18 protein-coding genes are annotated in these 17610 nt (G+C 53.3%); 11 read left to right on the top strand and 7 right to left on the bottom strand.

Annotated features, from left to right (window positions below):
- Positions 1-36 precede the first annotated feature (36 nt).
- The 9 genes from K3T83_RS25235 to K3T83_RS25195 all read left to right on the top strand — a co-directional run bounded on the left by K3T83_RS25235 (position 37) and on the right by K3T83_RS25195 (position 10367).
- Positions 37-981, top strand: a complete 945-nt coding sequence (locus K3T83_RS25235; protein ID WP_220205691.1) for an aminotransferase class IV — start codon at positions 37-39, stop codon at positions 979-981.
- Between the two features lie 35 nt (positions 982-1016).
- Entirely contained in the window at positions 1017-2264 is a 1248-nt protein-coding gene (locus K3T83_RS25230; protein WP_220205690.1) for a 2-phospho-L-lactate transferase CofD family protein, read from the top strand.
- Complete coding sequence (locus K3T83_RS25225; protein WP_220205689.1) at positions 2255-3367, top strand: NTP transferase domain-containing protein; 1113 nt, start codon at positions 2255-2257, stop codon at positions 3365-3367. The genes K3T83_RS25230 and K3T83_RS25225 overlap by 10 nt, the downstream gene beginning before the upstream one ends.
- 121 nt (positions 3368-3488) lie before the next feature.
- Positions 3489-4427, top strand: a complete 939-nt coding sequence (locus K3T83_RS25220) for an NAD-dependent epimerase/dehydratase family protein (RefSeq protein WP_220205688.1) — start codon at positions 3489-3491, stop codon at positions 4425-4427.
- Between the two features lie 11 nt (positions 4428-4438).
- Positions 4439-5047 (top strand): NUDIX domain-containing protein, encoded by a 609-nt coding sequence (locus tag K3T83_RS25215; protein WP_220205687.1) that lies wholly within the window; start codon positions 4439-4441, stop codon positions 5045-5047.
- Positions 5048-5130: 83 nt separating this feature from the next.
- A complete protein-coding gene (locus K3T83_RS25210) occupies positions 5131-5682 on the top strand; it encodes an SRPBCC family protein (protein ID WP_220205686.1) in 552 nt (183 codons plus the stop codon).
- Positions 5683-5921: 239 nt separating this feature from the next.
- Complete coding sequence (locus tag K3T83_RS25205) at positions 5922-8627, top strand: DUF8815 domain-containing protein (RefSeq protein ID WP_220205685.1); 2706 nt, start codon at positions 5922-5924, stop codon at positions 8625-8627.
- A gap of 113 nt (positions 8628-8740) precedes the next feature.
- A complete protein-coding gene (locus K3T83_RS25200) occupies positions 8741-9370 on the top strand; it encodes a TetR/AcrR family transcriptional regulator (RefSeq protein ID WP_220205684.1) in 630 nt (209 codons plus the stop codon).
- 40 nt (positions 9371-9410) lie between these two features.
- Complete coding sequence (locus K3T83_RS25195) at positions 9411-10367, top strand: MBL fold metallo-hydrolase (protein ID WP_220205683.1); 957 nt, start codon at positions 9411-9413, stop codon at positions 10365-10367.
- A gap of 216 nt (positions 10368-10583) precedes the next feature.
- Here the strand turns inward: K3T83_RS25195 and K3T83_RS25190 are convergent, their stop codons facing one another.
- Entirely contained in the window at positions 10584-10940 is a 357-nt protein-coding gene (locus K3T83_RS25190; RefSeq protein WP_220205682.1) for a hypothetical protein, read from the bottom strand.
- Positions 10941-11233: 293 nt separating this feature from the next.
- On the opposite strand from K3T83_RS25190, the gene K3T83_RS25185 reads away from it, so the two are divergent.
- A complete protein-coding gene (locus K3T83_RS25185; protein WP_220205681.1) occupies positions 11234-11863 on the top strand; it encodes a general stress protein in 630 nt (209 codons plus the stop codon).
- Between the two features lie 80 nt (positions 11864-11943).
- Here K3T83_RS25185 and K3T83_RS25180 read toward each other — a convergent pair whose 3' ends face one another.
- A complete protein-coding gene (locus K3T83_RS25180; RefSeq protein ID WP_220205680.1) occupies positions 11944-12717 on the bottom strand; it encodes a 3-hydroxyacyl-CoA dehydrogenase in 774 nt (257 codons plus the stop codon).
- Positions 12718-12935: 218 nt separating this feature from the next.
- Between K3T83_RS25180 and K3T83_RS25175 the strand changes: the two genes are divergently transcribed.
- Positions 12936-13712: an enoyl-CoA hydratase/isomerase family protein gene (locus K3T83_RS25175; protein ID WP_220205679.1), complete on the top strand. Its 777-nt coding sequence runs from the start codon at positions 12936-12938 to the stop codon at positions 13710-13712.
- 26 nt (positions 13713-13738) lie between these two features.
- Here K3T83_RS25175 and K3T83_RS25170 read toward each other — a convergent pair whose 3' ends face one another.
- The 5 genes from K3T83_RS25170 to K3T83_RS25150 form a co-directional block, all read right to left on the bottom strand.
- Positions 13739-14560 (bottom strand): hypothetical protein, encoded by an 822-nt coding sequence (locus K3T83_RS25170; protein ID WP_220205678.1) that lies wholly within the window; start codon positions 14558-14560, stop codon positions 13739-13741.
- Positions 14561-14701: 141 nt separating this feature from the next.
- On the bottom strand, positions 14702-15493 hold the full coding sequence (locus K3T83_RS25165; RefSeq protein WP_220205677.1) for an amidohydrolase family protein: 792 nt from the start codon (positions 15491-15493) through the stop codon (positions 14702-14704).
- Positions 15490-15861 (bottom strand): MerR family transcriptional regulator, encoded by a 372-nt coding sequence (locus tag K3T83_RS25160; RefSeq protein WP_220205676.1) that lies wholly within the window; start codon positions 15859-15861, stop codon positions 15490-15492. The genes K3T83_RS25165 and K3T83_RS25160 overlap by 4 nt, the downstream gene beginning before the upstream one ends.
- 180 nt (positions 15862-16041) lie before the next feature.
- Complete coding sequence (locus K3T83_RS25155; protein WP_220205675.1) at positions 16042-17124, bottom strand: isocitrate/isopropylmalate family dehydrogenase; 1083 nt, start codon at positions 17122-17124, stop codon at positions 16042-16044.
- Entirely contained in the window at positions 17121-17609 is a 489-nt protein-coding gene (locus K3T83_RS25150) for a 3-isopropylmalate dehydratase small subunit (protein WP_220205674.1), read from the bottom strand. Before K3T83_RS25150 ends, K3T83_RS25155 begins: the two co-directional genes overlap by 4 nt.
- Position 17610 lies beyond the last annotated feature (1 nt).

Genomic DNA, 17610 nt, shown 5'->3' with positions numbered 1-17610 from the left:
AGTACCGACTGACTATTTCCATAGAAGGAGATATGTATGGACTCTTACATTCCTGATTTGATATGGTTCAATGGATCATTGGTGCCCTGGGAAGATGCGAAAGTGCATGTCTGGTCCGAGCTTGCCATTCGCGGGGCCAGCGTGTTTGAGGGCATCCGCGCTTTCTGGAATCCCGAAGAACAGCGCTACTATGTGCTTGACCTTGAGAGCCATGTGCGCCGTCTGAACGAATCGGCCCGCCTACTCAAATTTCCTATCACCACCGACTTCCACACCACGCTGCAAGCCATCAATTCACTGCTCACGGCGCTCGATCTGCGAGAACATGCCTACATCCGTCCCACACTTTACATCGATCATGGGCGATATGGCTCTCGGGCGAAAGATACGCTATCAGGCATGCATATTGCCGCTTTTCCCTCGCCACATAGCGATGCGCTCTATCGGGGCATTCGCTGCACTGTCAGTTCGTGGCGACGTTCGAGCGAGTTAAACCTTTCGCCACGCATCAAAGCTGGCGGTTCATATATGGCCTTCCGACTCCCATTTATTGAGGCCAGAGAGCGCGGCTTTGATGATGCCATTCTGCTCAACAATCGCGATACGGTGTCCGAGTCGTCGGGTGCCGCAGTGTTCGTCGTGAAAGATTCGATGGTGGCAACACCACCGCTCAGCGCTGGCATACTAGAAAGTATTACACGCAGAAGGATCATCAGCTTATTACACGATGAATTCTTTATGGAAGTGCAGGAGCGCGAAATAGTACGTACAGAACTCTATACGGCCGACGAAGTATTTCTGTGTGGCACGCTCTGTGAGGTGCAGCCCGTTGTCGGGATCGATGGCTACCTGCCCGGCGATGGCATGCCCGGACCGCTTACAACGCGCTGTCGAGATTACTATATCGAAATTTGCGAGAGTGGAGCCTCCGCACCGTCTGGCTGGCTCACCCCTGTCGAGAAAACGAGTTCGCGGCAATGACTAGTAATGCATAAAAAGTGGAGAGAAAACACTTCATGGGTAATTGCATACCTCATTCTCTGGTTGTCTTCTGCGGTGGCAGCGGCGTTCACCACTTCGGGTCCATGCTGGCAAAGCGATTTCCGCGCATCACGTTTCTGGTGAACGCCTACGATGACGGCAAGAGTACCGGGCGAATTCGCAACCATCTCGATTGCCTGGGGCCGTCTGATCCGGCCAAATTGATCGCAATGCTGGCACGAGATGGAGAGATCCCGGCGCTTTCAGACCTTTTGCAGCTCCGGCTCCCCATTGAAGGGAATGCGACCCATCTCCGACGCATGCTGTACGACGCTATCCATCTCCCAGAACTACCCTTTCACATCTTCATGGAGCTTGAGCGAGCCATTAACGCATTTCTCACGGTGACGAAACAGGGCGAGCATCAGAAAGGGCAACCATTTGACTTTCGCGATTTAGCGGTGCGTAATGCTCTGCTCGTCGGGTGCGCTCACCTGCATGGGGGCTATCAACGAGCAATTGATTACCTCACCGAACTGTTTAAGCTGCCTGCCGATATTGTGGTGGTCAGTGAAGAGATTGCCTATCTGGTTGCCGTGCTGGAAGATGGTCACATTCTAACCACTGAGGCGGAGATATGTGATCGTCCTCCTGGTCCTCCCATCTGGCGCATTCACCTGCTTCACCATCAGTTGTCACGCCAGGAGGCCGCAACTATCGAGCAGATTGGTGATCCCACAAGCACGAGCCACGCCCTGGAGAGCGCCTTTTCCGCAAGAGTTGAGGCAACGCAACGAGCAAAAATGGCTGTCAGGCAGGCCCAGGGCATTCTGTATGCTCCAGGCACCTTCTTCTCCAGCATTGTGCCAAGCGCGATGCTGCTGACTCCCGAACTGGCCTCGCTTGAGGTGCCGCGCCTCTGGATCGCCAATCTGGTGCAGGAGTGCGAACCGCTCACCGTTGCCGGGCTGATGAACGCCTTCTGGCATAACGTCACGCGGGCGCATGCTCGCACCCCTATCTCGCGCTGGCACCTGGAACCGTTTGTCTCTCATGTGCTGGTGGAGCAGAATCACCCTGATGGTCCTCCTGGAGAGCGGGGAGATGCGCTTCCTATCGCACGTGAGCAACTTTATGCACTCGTCGAAGTAGAGGAGCAGCCACTGCAAGATCAGCAGCAACCTGGCGTCCATTCGCACGAGAAATTACTGGATGCGCTCAGCACGGTGCTGCTCAAAGCAAACATTCAGACAAGCCTGAGAGAGGTAGAGGAATGCATATAGCAGCGAGACCCGCCCGGGAGACGATTCGCGCCCTCCTCGCTCGTGAGAAGCCACGCCTGTCTCGTCAGGAGGTGCAAGAGATCATCTGTCAGGCCGCTGACGTCGCCCATATCTATCAGGTGGTGCTGAAACCAGCACGCGTGATCGTCGTCGCCGCCGGGCAAGGAAGCCGCTTCCAGAGCGGCACGCCGAAGATACTGGCGCGGGGAACTATTGGCCGCCCGATCCTGCTGCGCATCCTCGACGCCCTGGCTCCCTTCGATCCTCACCCTCTGGTCATCGTCAACCGCGCCAGTGACTCCGCCGCTAAGGCAGTGGTGCAGCAGGATGGCCTGCATGATCCTCTCTGGTGCATTCAGGAACAACCGTGTGGGACAGGTCACGCCCTTTTGAGTATCAAAGAACATCTGCACTCTCAGGACAATCTCATCGTCGTTTGGGGAGACATGGGCGCGCTCAACGAGCGCCTCGTGTTTGCCGGGTGCGCCCTTCACCAGCTCTCCCATAATCCAATGACCATCCCGACGAAATGGGAACGTTACCCTTATGTAAGCCTGCTGCGTGGCGCTGACGGTACGATCATCGATGTATTGCAGGCAAGAAGAGGCGATGTCATACCAGCCAACGGTGAGCAGGATTGCGGCATCTTTTTCGTCAACGGTCCTTGCCTGTTCGACGGGTTGCATACGTTGGCGCAACAGCAACAAGAGGGCGGTCCATCTGGCGAACTGGACTTTCTCGCTCTCATCAGGCAGCTGACGGCACGCAACCAACAGGTTTACGCGCTCAACATGGGAACGGTATGGGATAGCCAGGGCGTCAATACTCTACCTGATCTACACAGGGCCGATAGATCATATGCACATATCACACGCGAAGTAGAGCATGATCTTCGCTCAGCTCGCACCGTAGCTGATCTTCTCGATACGCTCACCTGGTCAACCATACATACGGGCTTTTTTAATACACTCTCCCAGATCCTACAACGTTCCGATAAAGAGTATCAAACCGAAACACTGGAAACACTACTGAACAGGCTTCCAGAGGGCAAGCGTGCCGTGCTGATGAACATTAAACCCGGTAATACTCCCAGTAGTTCGTAGTCTCGCGATTTATCGCGATTGGGCAGCATCATAGGCGCTTAGAGCATCGCGATAAATCGCGAGACTACGAACTACTTGTTACATCTTGTCAATGTTGCATGCGCAAAAAAGGAGCATAGCCATGAGAATTCTAGTGACGGGTGGCCTGGGCTTCGTCGGATCGACCATTGCAGATCAGTACCTCGCCGCTGGACACGAGGTTATTGTGGTGGATACCATTCATAATGCTTATGGGGAGCAGCTTATCAGGCAGAAGAAGCATATCAAGTGTTATCAGGCTAGCATTGTCAATCAGGATCACATCAGGCGCATCTTCAAAGATGTCCGCCCGGATATCGTCAACCATCAGGCGGCCCAATCAAGCGTGGTAGTCTCAGCCAACAATCCTCTGCTCGATGCCCAGGTCAATATAGAAGGTTTGCTAACCATATTGGTGAACTGCACCAGCACAGGCGTACAGAAGATCATTTTCGCCTCGTCAGGCACCGTCTATGGCACTCCTGAGCGCATGCCCGTTGATGAAACCTTTCCGGTGCATCCTCAGTCTCCCTATGGGATCACCAAAGCTGCCGGAGAATGGTATATCCGCTATTGGCAGCAAACCTATGGCCTGCCCTATACCATTCTGCGCAACAGCAACATCTACGGTCCGCGCCAGAACCCCGGCGGCACATCCGGCGTGATTGCCACGTTTGCCAGGCGCTTCCTCGAACACCAGCCAATCACTATTCATGGGGATGGGGAGCAGCAAAAAGATTTCGTCTATGTGAGCGATGTGGCCCGCGCAAATCTGCTTGCACTGGATCGAGGCTCCAATAACGTGTTTTGTATCGCAACAGGTGCTGGCACGTCGATCAATCGCATCTACCAGCTTCTCTCAGAGGTGGTCGGCTATCAAGTCGAGATCATCCATACTCCGGCGCATGGAGAAGACATCCCCTGCGCCTATTTCAGTCCGAAAAAAGCGGAACATCTGCTGCAATGGAAACCGCTCGTCAGTCTGGAAGAAGGCATTCGCACAACCATCTACTTCTTCAGGCGCGAACTCTGCGCAGCTTGAAAGGAGACATAATGGAAGAGAATAAATATAGGCGGCCCGATCCCTGGCGCACGCTAGAATCGGTCCAATGGCTTGTATCACCCTGGTTAGCGCTACGTCAGGACAGGGTGTTGACTCATACAAAAGATGAGATTGGCTATACTTATATCGAACATCCTGGCTCTGTGCTGGTCGTTCCATGTACCTGTCGCGGCGAGATTCTGCTGCTACGTCAATATCGCTATCCGACCCATAGCTGGTACTGGGAATGTCCCGCAGGCTCGTTGGAACAGGACGGGGAACGACTGGAAAGCGCGGAGGAGGCTGTTCGCCGCGAACTCTACGAGGAGATGGGCGCGACCTGTGAACAGCTACAACTCATGGGTAGCTTCTCGACAAATAACAGCATGTCGAATGAGGTCTGCTCCATCTTTTTTGCATCCGATGTAGCAGCGGGTCGGCCAACGCACCCCGAGCGTTCAGAACTGCTCTATACTGTCGCCGTCTCCTATCAGCAGGTCAGAGAGATGGCGCGCAAAGGCGAGATTGCCGACGGCCTCTCCGCCCTGGCACTGCTTCTGTGCGAACCGGCCATCGAGGACTATCTTAATAGCCCGAAGGAGGAAGCATCGGTCACATAGAGTTGCTCCTTCCCACTATAATACATGTAGATATGTACAGAGCAACCGGGTTCTGTGCTGAAAACAAGATACGAGGCAATTCTATGAGCAAGATAGAAGTCAAGAATGAGCGCGTGGTCAACGCGCAACCTGAAAAGGTGTATGATACCCTTAAAGACTATAAAGCGAAACGCCCCCTGTTCCTGACGCCAAACTTCCTCGATTATCAGGTCGAGCAAGGCGGCAATGGGGAGGGAACTGTTGTGCGTTATCGCTTGCAAGCTGCCCGCCGCGAGCGTCCATATCGCATCCAGGTGAACGAGGCCGTCAAGGGACAGGTCATTCAAGAGCGCGACACCAATTCATCACTTGTCACGACCTGGACGGTGTCGCCGCTGGAAAGCGGGCAGCAGAGCCGGGTCAGCGTCGCCACTGAATGGGAAGGCGGCCAGGGCGTTGGCGGCTTCTTTGAGCGCACATTTGCCCCGCTTGGGCTGCATCGCATCTACGATCAAATGCTCGATCAGCTTACCGCTCTCGTCCAGCCAGCAGGTGCCGTAAGCGTGCCTCAAAAAAGCAATTCTCCCGTTCCTCTAGTATTGCTCGCTGCGGGCGTCGTCGTTGGCATTGCTGTTCTCCGCAAACTGCAAAAATAGCACGCAAATATCATTAAGGGAATAAGCCGGTAATCCTCCCCCGTGTCGTAGCCGAGCGATTTATCGCGGGGGAGATCGCCGTCATACATTGTTCATCTTCATTAATATCGGCGCAATTTGCCAAAAAGTGTGCAGAGATCTGGATAGATGTGCACTGACATACTATAATGAAAGGAGACATTAAAAAATGCACATATAAGACTTGAACGATGCTCCGCTAGCAGGAAAGGCTCGGATGTATGCCGTGTACACAGCACAACTGGCATCTGTCGGCACTCAGTAAGGTCGTGAGTAGTATTTGTATCGCGCTTGCCCTGTGCCTCTGCAATGGAGCCTCCTCAGCCTGGGCCTCCTCAGTTTCCCCATCGGACAATCAGATCTCGCTCCGGATCAACGTCGGCCTGAGCGCACAGGCGCGGATGGGCTACTGGCTACCAGTGTGGGTAACGGTCAATAATCCGGGTCGGCAGGACGTGAACGGCATCATCTCACTGAAAATCTACAGCGGCCTGTATCGTCCCACCGCCAATGATATTGCCTCCAGACAGCGCTTCGAGCAGTCTATTTCGATACCACATGGACAATCGCGACAGGTAGTGCTGCATATTCCTTTCAACGTGGGAGCCTTTAACATTCACGGCGTCCTGGCCGAACTACTCGATCAACACGGCAAAGTGCTAGCATTTCAGGAGCATCGCATCGATACTATCGGCAGTGTTCAGACCTCTGTCGGCGTGCTTTCCGACGATAACACAACTCTGAACTATCTCTCCAATGTGACGCTCTCCAATCAGGTTTCATCTATCCAGCTTACTCATTTGAACGCTCAAACGATGCCTGCCCTCTCATCGGAACTGGAAAATTTTGATGTCATCATCCTCGACAATTTCACGACCAGTTCGCTCAGTGCGGTCCAGCGTTCAGCACTGCAAACCTGGATCAATCAGGGAGGCGCTTTGATCGCGGTGGGCGGTCCCAACTGGAGACATACACTATCCCCCCTGCCATCAGACCTGCTACCGGTCGATGTATACACCACCATCGATCTCGCCCCTGGCACGCCGATGCTCTCCGCTGGCAGCCTTGCCGCACCCCTGCCCGGTCAACAGTCCCCGCCGTCTACGCTCAATGCGCCATTGCAGGTGAGCTTTGCAACGCTGGCAGCACGGGGAGAGAAGAATCTGGGATCGGCTCTGCGGGGAAACGTTGTGCTGGCATCTGGCGTTACCCCGCTGATCGTCACGGCAAAGCAGGGACAGGGAACAATCTGCTATCTGGCATTTGATCCCGCTACGGCTCCCTTTCCCCTCTGGCCCGGCACCAACGCGCTCTGGCTACAAATTCTGCTACGCACGCTCGGCGATCAGTTATTGATCTCGCCGCTGGCCCCCAAATCTTATAGCGGACCTGGCAACGTCAATATACGCGGCGGCATCCTCTCTATCCTGCAAAATAACATCTGGACGATGCCCTGGATACTGGTCCTGTTGCTGCTCGCATATGTGGCCATACTCGGTCCAGTGCGTTTGCTGATTGTACAGAAGTTGCGGCGTCCTTTCTGGAACTGGCGCATTATGCTCAGTAGCATGTTGGTCTTCTCGCTGCTCTCTTACGGCGTCGCCTTCTATCAAAAGGGTTCGTCACTCACCGATAATAGCATCTCGATTGTGCAAATCAACCAGAACAACTCAAACGTATCAATCACAACATATATGGGTATCTTTGTGCCGAACGAGGGCGATTTCCATGTCCGGCTCCCGGCTGGCACGCTGGCCCAGGTAATCCCTTTACCTCTGATTTCGTCCAACGCGTTTATGATCTCCGGCGATCCATCAACGCCCGTTACTTATGAGGCTCATGCCACCAACGTTGCGCTGCTCGATAGCGGCCCCTGGACCTTCCATCCACTGGTGGCACAACAGGATCGACAGTTGAACGGGGCCATCAGCACCCATCTCACTATTCGTAATAACAGGCTGATTGGCACAATAAAAAATACGCTGGCCCCTTTGAGCGATGTCTATATTCTGCTGCCACACGGCTTCGTCGCTATCGGCACCCTGCCAGCAGGGGAGACCCAGAAGATCGATCTGGCATTGCAAATGCCTCGCGACCCGGATACCTCGCTGGCCGATCAGCTCGCGCAAAGTAGCGGTCTCCCGGCCTCGTATTTCCCCTATGAGCGGGGAGATCAACCGCAAACCGACTTCCAGCGGCACATGGCGCTCCTGGCAGCACTGAACGGGAATGGTTCTTCGCTCCCTCCCTGCGGCGGTCCCTGTCGCGGCAATGCGATTGTTAACCTGAGCAAGCAAAACATCACCTCGCTGCGCCCCGGTCTGCCGAGCATCCCCTGGAACAGCACCGACGATCCATTGCTGCTCGACGGTACACCCGCAACCCTCATCGGCTGGGCCGATCAGCCACTGGACAACATGCAGACGACAACGGTCAACGGCACCGTTCCCACAGGCTTTCACGAGAGCTTTGTGCAGATGCCACTCAACATCGCGCTGGATGTAACGCCAAAGCTCTCATCTGATCTCATTCAAGGGCAGGTGATTGCATCGACGGGCTTCAACAATGAAATGGTGCTGCCAGGGGTCTATATGATGGAGTTGGGAAGCATGAACTTTGCGTTTGACCTCTCCGCTCTGGATACCTCTCATATCAAAGGACTCACGATCAGCGTTCCCAATATCGATGACAATCAGATAGCATTCCAGGACTTTAGCTCCCTGCGAACTGCGCTCTACAACTGGCAAACCGGCACCTGGGACCAGATTCCACTCAATAACTACTACACCCTCGCCAGCAATCATTCCCGCCTTCGCGAGTATATTGGCCCCGACAGCCAGGTCTTGCTGCAAGTCACCAACCCTGATGCAGCACCATCACATAACGGAATACTCTTCAAGCGACCAGCACTCAGCTTTGAATTATAAATACAATCTCGATGGAGATCCCATAGCCGAAGCTTCTTGCCCTTGACAAACCCCTCTCTTCTATCCTATGATCAAACTGTACGGTCTAGTTTGATTGCAATGAGGAAAAGATAGTGACTGAAAAACAGGCTTTGCGTGTGCAGATGAAGCGCCAGCAAATGCGCGTGGCAGCGCAACGTCTCTTTCTACAAAGAGGCTTTACGGCTACAAGCATGGACATGATCACAGCTGAGGCGGGAGTTTCCAAGCAGACGCTCTATAGTTACTACACCAACAAAGAAGATCTCTTTGCCGATGTACTACAGCAATTGACGCTGAACAACCCTCATAATCAATTGCTAGCAATTGATCACATGCCTGATCTGAAGGATCATGATGCGTTACGAGCGGCTCTGATGACGCTGGCTCAGGAGATCGCAACCATTATGATGCAACCGGAGTATCTGGCATTGCTGCGGGTCATTATCGCCGAAACGCCGCGCTTTCCACAACTTGCCACACGCTTTCGCACGACCGTCCCCGAACGATCACTGGCCTATATTGCGGCGCTCTTAAAGCAGGCGCAGGAAGAGGGGCTGATAACGCATATCGACTGGGACGCGGCGGCCCTCATGTTTATCGGCAGCCTGCTTACCTATGCCCTGCTCAATGGCCTTTTGAGCGGTGACGAACCTCCACAGCCGCCTACCTCTGCTCAACTAGCGCCGAGTATCGATCTTTTTATGAAGGCAATTAGCAGTTAAACAGAAGGATCAGATGTTTTCAGCAAGGAGGAGAAAACTGATGTATCAAGTTGACAATAATAGTCAGGAAATCGAAGAACGTCCAGCGGGCTATATCGGTCCAGATCTTAATCCCGCCGGACTGGTGTTGGAACCTCGGATGCTTTCTGAGGGAGTCTATGCATTAATGGCAAATACGCCACCTAAAGACAACAACGGCGTGATTATCGGAGAGCGAGGCGTGCTGGTTATCGATGCTGGCATTAACGGAGATATAGCCCGACAGATCCAGCACATAGTACAACAGCTTACCGATAAACCTCTACTTTATGTCGTAAACACAACCTATCATGGAGACCACAGCTTCGGTAACTATGTCTTTCCTGCTGAAGTAAAGATTGTCTCTTCACGGCAGAACCGGGCCAGCATGCGGGATCTGGAGCGCGAGAAACGGATTCGTTCAGAGAACATGAAGGGCAATGCGGCGGCCCTGGCTGATGTGGTCGAGTGGCGACTACCTGACATCTTTTTCGATCACTTTATGGCAATCGATCTGGGCAATAAGATCGTCGAACTCTGGCATTTCGGCCCTGGCAACGCGCTGGGCGATACAATCGTCTATGTCCCCGATGCTCAGGTCGCATGGACAGGCAACTTTACAGTGAAAGATGGTTTTGCCCCGATGCTGCTGGAAGGGGGACCGGAACCATATATTGAAACAATCCAAAAGATGCAAGCCACATTGCCTGTCAAAACCCTGATTCCCGGACACGGACCGATGGCAGAAGCAACACCCGCCCTCGATAGCCTGGTGGCCTATCTGCAAATGTTACAGCAACAGATCAGTACTGACATCAAGCAGGGCTTGAGCCTTGACGAGACGCTGGCTGCCCATCCACTCCCGGACACAATGCAACTGCCACCCACCAATCCCTTCGCTCCAGTAGCCAATCCCTACAACATCCATGCCCACCGGCTTAACGTACTAGCTACCTACCGTGCGCTTGAACACAAGTAGTACGGTTCGCAATAAAAGTCGTGAGAGGAAGACTTTCCCTATCAGGAAGCTTCCTCTCAACGAAATCGGCTATCTAAGTACCTTAACACATCTTTGCACATACCGTCTGCTTTCATTATGGTAAAATCACTGCACGTGGAAGGTTCAAGTGCCACCAGAAGCTGGTTCCCATTTTTGCGCGTCTGGCTTTGTTGCAATGAAAGCAGTCCGCTAGATTCACGTACGAAATGCACTTCGCACATGAGGGTCTGCAAACAGGTAAATCAGGATGATCAGAGCGATCACAAGTCCAGTAATACCACCGCCAGTATTTCCTCCAGTGAGTGCGAATATACCGTTAAGCACTGCGAGAACTTCAAGGACGACCGTGGCCCAGAACGCCCATTTTTGTAAACTCCACATACCCCAGGCAAGGACCAGTTCAAGAACGCCCAAGATGAGAGCAATTATTCCAAATGTGGAGTTAGATCCTAGCAGGGTAATTCCACCTATAATGCCTAATATGCCATAGATTGCCATAATAATAGCGATGATTGTAATTCCCAGGGGACGTGTCCGGCTAATGTTTAGCATCTGCTTCCTCCTAGCTTTTCAAGTCTTGTTTACACTTTTCTCAAATGCCGTATTAAGGTACTTCTTGTTACTTACACTCTGGAACAGCTAAGTTAGTTTCGCTTTCTTTTCTGCATCCTTTTTCACCTTTATTACGTGTGACAATGTAGAATAGATTTGAAATTTGAGCACCTTTGATCTACTCTATTACAAAAGAGGTATGCAGTTACACCATGAATGCTCTAATGTTTTATAGAGCTTAATTTTAGAACATGGTCATTAGATATCATGTTTTGAAAAAGGAGGTACTATAAATGGGTGGAGATCCAATTTCAACAGTAATTGGCGTTTTGCCCGATAATGCATGTGCTGAAAAGGCAATAGATGACTTAAGGCGTAATGGATTTAGCTATAATCGAATCAGGCTGGTACAGCGCGGTAACGGGAGTGTTTTTGATAATCTCAAAGGCATGTTTACAGGACAGGCATCTGTGGCTTCAAATACTGTTGATGATTTAACAAAAATGGGAATGCCAGACTACGAAGCACATCACTATCAACAGGAGTTGGAGGCTAATCGTATACTATTGCTGATGAATGCTGATGATAGGCCAGAGGAGGCTTTCCGCCTCTTACGTCAGAATGGAGCATTTGATATCAATGCTCGTCTCAGAACCACTGCACCAGACACTTCGACGCAGGCCGCTCGTGCTGAGGAAGAACGAGAACTGACTCCTGCCGATAGAAGGACAACGACTGCACGTACTGATGTTCCTCCTGCTGTATCTCAACGTGATACGATAGCTGAGGAGGAAGCAGCGCGTTCTAAGGAGCCTCCTGCTGTATCTCAACGTGATACGGTAGCTGAGGAGGAAGCCGAAACGGAGAATCCCGCTCCTGTGACTAACGAGGAAGTGAGAACAGAGGCTCGACATAACGCTTAATCGGTCAGGTATCACACTGCACGATGCCTCAATCTACTATAAAAGACCAGCCCCTCAAGTAAGGAGCCGGTCTTTGTTGTCTAACGAACGTTCCATGGCATGCGGAGAGCGCCATCCAGCCTGATCACTTCGCCGTTGAGCATGGGATTCTCAATAATGTGCCGGGCCAGCGCGGCATATTCTGAGGGCCGTCCCAGGCGCGGTGGGAAGGGAACTTGCTGCCCAAGCGAGATACGTGCAGGTTCCGGCAGGCTTCCCATCAGCGGCGTATCAAAAATACCAGGCGCAATCGTCATCACGCGAATGCCGTAGCTTGCCAGATCGCGAGCAATGGGCAGCGTCATGCCAGCAATACCGCCCTTTGAAGCAGAATACGCCGCTTGTCCGATCTGCCCGTCAAAGGCAGCCACCGATGCGGTGTTGATAATGACGCCTCGCTCGCCCTCCTCAGTGGGGGCGTTCTCAGCTATCACTGCCGCGGCCAGCCGTATTACATTGAACGTCCCGATCAGATTGATCTGGATGACGCGTGTAAACGACTCCAGGCTATGTATGCCTCGTTTACCAAACGTCTTTTCCGCAACCCCGATACCAGCACAGTTGATGGCGACGGAGAGACCCTTACCATGCTCCACTGCCGCTTTTACAGCCGCCTGCACCTCGTCTTCGGCGGTGACATTCGTCCTGACAAAGAGGGCAGCCGATCCCAGCTCTTTTGCGAGGGCAGTTCCCGCCTCTTCATTGAGATCGACAATCACCACCCTCGCTCCAGCCTGCGTCAATAAGCGCACGCAGGCGGCTCCCAGGCCAGATGCACCCCCGGTCACTAAAACGCCTTTGTCTTTCAGTTGCATAACCTGTTCTTCCCTTTCTGTCTGTTCTCACATCTTTGTTTATGACTGGCAAGAGGCATGGACAGAGATATATCCATAGCAACTTCTACTGACAGCAGTATACACTCATTTTATGCGATACAATAGAATTGCACATATCACTTTCTCGCAGTCTGGCCCAATTTCTATAGACTGCATGAGTGATCGACAGACATTCCACTATCAAAGGAGATATAACCATGGCGACGCTCGCACTGGAAACCATGTATTGCGAAACCACAGGGCCACTCGCCCGCCTCTATTTTAACCGCCCCGCAGTACTCAATGCCGCCAACGAAGCCTGGGTACGGGATCTTATCACCATCACCGATCATCTGACGCAGCAACCCGATATCCAGGTGGTGATCGTCAGTGGCAAAGGGCGTTCGTTTTGCAGTGGTCTGGATGTCAAAGAACTGGCACAGGGACGTCTCTTGCTCGATTGGTTTGTGACGTGGGAGCGTGGCGTCACAACTCTGGCCTCGCTCAACGCCATCACCATCGCCGCTATTCACGGCTATTGTCTCGGTGGCGGCTTGCAGGTTGCCCTCGCCTGCGATCTCCGTCTTGCTGCCAGCGATGCCATTCTCAGCATTCCCGCCGTTCGCGAAGGAGTCGTCGCCGCGCTGGGACCCATGCGCCTCGCTCGTCTGATCGGTGCCGCTCCCGCCAAACGTCTCTGCTTTCTTGGGGAGCGCTTCACCGCCGAACAGGGATTATCGCTGGGTGTGATCGACGAGGTAGTACAACCTGAGCAGATGGACGAGCGAGCGCTAGCACTGGCTCAGGAGCTACTCGCCATTCCCTTCACGGCTCTGAAGCACACTAAACGCCAGATCAACGGAGCTTTCGAGAAGGATACCGCAACGCTCATGGGAGAACTTGTCACGGCTCAAGAGGAATGCCTGCGCTCTCCCGAACATGCTGCTGTGATGGCAGAATATCGAGAGCAGCAGGCCAATCGCACAAAAGCGTAATTTTTATATCATGTTTTGATATATTATCACGCAATAGAGGTACAAACAGCCGAGATGGTCATAGTCGTTGGAGATCCATAGGGTGAGCCTGCGACAGCAACAGACCAGCCAGTCGTCGTGTCCTGGCTGCTAACTATAGGTCTGACTGACCCACTATCGACGCTAAACCCTCCTCCTGTCGCGAGTTGATTGGAGGCACAGGTGGCGGTTGCTCCAGCTTCAGCCTCAACAGGAGGCGTGGTCAGAGCCGCCGTCGCCACCGAACTGGCGGTCACGTGTCGTCTCGCACACATAGCATAAACAGTTGCCGCATTGGATTGCCAGCTATTAGCATCTGGTTTTGAGATCGAGGGCTGTGCAGTTCCGGTGTATCCCCCGCTGAGCAGCACCGAACCTCTGGGACAGGCCAGTATCTGCGTTCCCGCCGTCGATTGCGTCGCGTGAACAATCGTTGTCCCGATTGAGGAGCTGGCTTGCAGACAATAGACGCTCACCGTCATTTGCACCCAACTCGGCGCTATCGAGTTATCAACCGTCACCGTCCAGGTATTCGGGGCCGATGGATAGCTCTCCACAACCTTAACCGCGCCCTCAAATGCGTCACCAGAAAAGCCGCCACTCAACATCTGCTCTCCGCTCTCACAACTTGCGGTTAAAGTTCCCTTCTGTCCCACCGGGATCTGTGGACCTGTCACCTGATACGTAACAATGGTTGCAGTGCTGGCCTGAGCGCTGGCAGGAGTGAAAAAAAACAGCATAAAGCTTCCAATCAAAAGAATGCCCATACCCAGCCAATAGCAATAAGAAGCAAAAGAGATGTTCTTCTTTGAATGCGTTCCCTGCATCATCTCTCCTTTCACTATACTATACAAAAACGACACATAATACTTATTATATTGTCATACAGACCAGCTTTGCTACAACATTTCCTTCGTGTTTTTTGTCAGTTCACCTCCCTGCTCAAATAATGACTATACGCAAAAGCAATACTATCCAATCCGCAACAGTTGCGCGATCGTGCCACCCAACACACGCGCTCGCACTTCCTGGCTCTCTGTTGCCTGTTCGACCGTCACACGAGCAACCAGCGGAGAACCAAACGGCGCATCAGAACTGCATATCGTGCGCTCCGGCAACTCGCGAATCGCCATGAGAGGTGCCATCACGGTATACGTCGCCGACAGATCAAGATAGGTCTGCGAGTTCTCCTTTGCCAGTCGGATTATGTCGCGCCAGTACAACCCACCTAGATGCCCCAAAATCAAAGGTACATCGGAATGACGACGAGACAACGTGATAAGTTCCTGGATATCTTCTAAACGCAGCGGGGCAAACGTATGTACCCAGAGCGGGAGGTTGCCAGCATCGCTCGCCAACTCAAACACTGTTTCCAGTTGTCTTATTTGCCCCGGTGCAAGCGTAAATTCTCCCAACCCGCGAAACCCGTTTGCCAGCACATGCTGTTGTATCCAGTTCGCAGCCTCATCATGCGTCAGGCTCAGAGGCAAGTTTCCAAAGCCGGTGAAACGCTCAGGATATGCTTGCACTACCTCAGCAAGTTCGGCGGTCGTGCGCTGATAGGTGTCCAGGGCGTTATTTGCATCGCCCGCCAGCACAGTATCCAGCACTCGCAGCTCTTTTTCCAGAGCGTCGAGATTGTCGGCACGTTCGGGATGAATACGCGTGCCAAACAGGATTGTACGATCCACCCCGGCGGCATCCATCAGGGCGAGGTGCCGCTCGACTGGCAAAATGACATGGGCATGACCATCGATGATCATAAATACATCTCCTTCTCTTGAGGCGAGGCCGTTTTCAGATAGCGTTGAATGCGCTCGCGCAACTCCTGAAGCTCGCGCATCTGCTCGTCGATCTCTGCCAGTTTCCGTTGATATTTCGCAACAGCCGCCGAACAGAGCGGCTCTCCCGCCTCGTTCCTTTCAAAGCAAGGAGCGAGCAGTCTGATATCCTCAAGTGAGAGACCAAGCCCCAGCAGTTTGCGAATCCAGCGCACTCGCTCTATCGCCTGCTCATCGTACTCTCGATAGCCGTTGGGCTGACGACGGGCCTGTAATACGCCCATCTGCTCATAATAGTGCAGCGAACGAATGCTCGCCCCACTCTGTTTCGCCAAGTCTCCAACCTGCATTGCCTCTCTGCCTCTCCTTTTAGTGCAAGTATAGACCCTTCCATTAATGTGAGGGTCAAGCCCTGATGATGCCCATTTTTGAAACCACTATATACGACAATCCCTTACGGCTGTCGCGGCAGATGTTTTTTTGCATCTTTTACCGCGACAACCGCAAGGGATTGTCGCTATGTGGAAAATTTATAATCCAAGTTGGCGTCGTACAGCCGCCACAAAATCGGTTGTACTGGCATTGCCGCCCTGATCGACGGTCAGCGTTGTTCCTTCACGATACGTCTCGGCAACAGCGCTCTCTAGCATTTGCGCCTGCTCCGTAAAACCGTAGTGCGCGAGGAACATCGCGCCCGAAAGCAGCATCGCGGTGGGATTGATGACGTTCTTTCCAGCCAGATCGGGCGCTGAACCATGCACAGGCTCGAAATAGGCGTAGTTCTCACCGTAGCAGGCGCTCGGCGAGAGTCCCAACCCACCGATAGTTCCGCTGGCAGCATCGGCCAGGATATCGCCGTGCTCGTTGCCCAGCACAACCACATCAAGCGTCTCTGGAACCGCGACCATACGCCGGGCCAGATCGTCAACCAGAAACTCCTGATAGCTCAGACCAGAATACTGCTTGACCGTCTCGCGCACGATCTCACGGAAGCGACCATCCGTGCGCGGCTGAATCGAATACTTGGCTCCCAGTGTCACGCGTCCAGGATACCCCGCCTGCTGTCGCTGTACAGCCAGCTCACAGGCTGCCACTGCCACGCGGCTCATCTGTCGATCCGTGCTGACCCGCACAGAGTACGCGCCCTTTTCATGAACCGGAGGAGCCTGCCACCACGAACCGCTGCTGGCAAGCGTGCTCAGCTCGGCCAGATCGCCCTCGCGCGGAGGATACATCCCCTCCAGATTATCGCGCACAATCACATAGTCGATGCGTTCGGGGTAGCGCATGGGAGAAAGATAGCCTGGACGCCAGCGCACCGGACGTATGTTCACATACGTCTCCTTGCCCCAGCGCAGATACCACAGGATCGGACGACTGGGACCACCACTCGCGCCAAAGAGCGTGCAATCCGCCGAATCGATGGCATCGCGAGTAACGGAGGGAAAGGTTTCTCCTATTTCGGCCTGCGCCTCGCGCCCACTGATCGCCTGCACAAAGTTGATCGTCGGCGCGAGCTGACGCAAGATCTCGACGGTAGGATGCACCACTTCGGGAGCAGCGTCATCCCCACCAATCACACAGACATTGAGCTGAGAAGGCGTGTTGCTCATCGCAAGGTTCCTTCTGCGAGAATGTAATTGATAATGCCGCCAGCTTCCACGATGCGCGCCACAAAGGGATCGAGCGGCTCCGATTGGAAGACCTGCCCGGTGGTGAGGTTCTGAATGCGACCGGTAGAAAGATCGACATCAAGCTCCTGTCCATCCTCGCTGGCAAGGACCGCCTCTTCACAGATCAAGATAGGCAGACCAATATTAACGGCGTTGCGATAGAAGATGCGGGCAAAGCTGCGAGCAATCACGACTTTCACGCCAGTTCCCAGGATCGAGGAGGGCGCGTGTTCGCGGGACGAGCCACAACCGAAATTGTGTCCCGCCATCAAGATATCGCCCTGCTGTACATTTGGCGCGAAGTCCGGCAGCACCTCACACAGACAATATTTCGCCAGTTGCGCCCGGTCCGTCGTCACATTGTAGCGACCAGGAATAATCACATCAGTATTAACGTTATCGCCAAGTTTCCAGATACGACCCATG

Source organism: Reticulibacter mediterranei, assembly GCF_016587455.1.
The sequence above is the reverse complement of the archived record's forward strand: the minus strand, read 5'-3'. Positions and strand labels throughout refer to the sequence as shown.

Coding starts and splice junctions, on each gene's coding strand:
- K3T83_RS25170 (WP_220205678.1), bottom strand. CDS start 14,560: ATGATGCAGGGAACGCATTCAAAGAAGAACATCTCTTTTGCTTCTTAT.
- K3T83_RS25165 (WP_220205677.1), bottom strand. CDS start 15,493: ATGATCATCGATGGTCATGCCCATGTCATTTTGCCAGTCGAGCGGCAC.
- K3T83_RS25180 (WP_220205680.1), bottom strand. CDS start 12,717: ATGCAACTGAAAGACAAAGGCGTTTTAGTGACCGGGGGTGCATCTGGC.
- K3T83_RS25215 (WP_220205687.1), top strand. CDS start 4,439: ATGGAAGAGAATAAATATAGGCGGCCCGATCCCTGGCGCACGCTAGAA.
- K3T83_RS25185 (WP_220205681.1), top strand. CDS start 11,234: ATGGGTGGAGATCCAATTTCAACAGTAATTGGCGTTTTGCCCGATAAT.
- K3T83_RS25155 (WP_220205675.1), bottom strand. CDS start 17,124: ATGAGCAACACGCCTTCTCAGCTCAATGTCTGTGTGATTGGTGGGGAT.
- K3T83_RS25225 (WP_220205689.1), top strand. CDS start 2,255: ATGCATATAGCAGCGAGACCCGCCCGGGAGACGATTCGCGCCCTCCTC.
- K3T83_RS25195 (WP_220205683.1), top strand. CDS start 9,411: ATGTATCAAGTTGACAATAATAGTCAGGAAATCGAAGAACGTCCAGCG.
- K3T83_RS25230 (WP_220205690.1), top strand. CDS start 1,017: ATGGGTAATTGCATACCTCATTCTCTGGTTGTCTTCTGCGGTGGCAGC.
- K3T83_RS25220 (WP_220205688.1), top strand. CDS start 3,489: ATGAGAATTCTAGTGACGGGTGGCCTGGGCTTCGTCGGATCGACCATT.
- K3T83_RS25205 (WP_220205685.1), top strand. CDS start 5,922: ATGCCGTGTACACAGCACAACTGGCATCTGTCGGCACTCAGTAAGGTC.
- K3T83_RS25175 (WP_220205679.1), top strand. CDS start 12,936: ATGGCGACGCTCGCACTGGAAACCATGTATTGCGAAACCACAGGGCCA.
- K3T83_RS25235 (WP_220205691.1), top strand. CDS start 37: ATGGACTCTTACATTCCTGATTTGATATGGTTCAATGGATCATTGGTG.
- K3T83_RS25190 (WP_220205682.1), bottom strand. CDS start 10,940: ATGCTAAACATTAGCCGGACACGTCCCCTGGGAATTACAATCATCGCT.
- K3T83_RS25210 (WP_220205686.1), top strand. CDS start 5,131: ATGAGCAAGATAGAAGTCAAGAATGAGCGCGTGGTCAACGCGCAACCT.
- K3T83_RS25150 (WP_220205674.1), bottom strand. CDS start 17,609: ATGGGTCGTATCTGGAAACTTGGCGATAACGTTAATACTGATGTGATT.
- K3T83_RS25160 (WP_220205676.1), bottom strand. CDS start 15,861: ATGCAGGTTGGAGACTTGGCGAAACAGAGTGGGGCGAGCATTCGTTCG.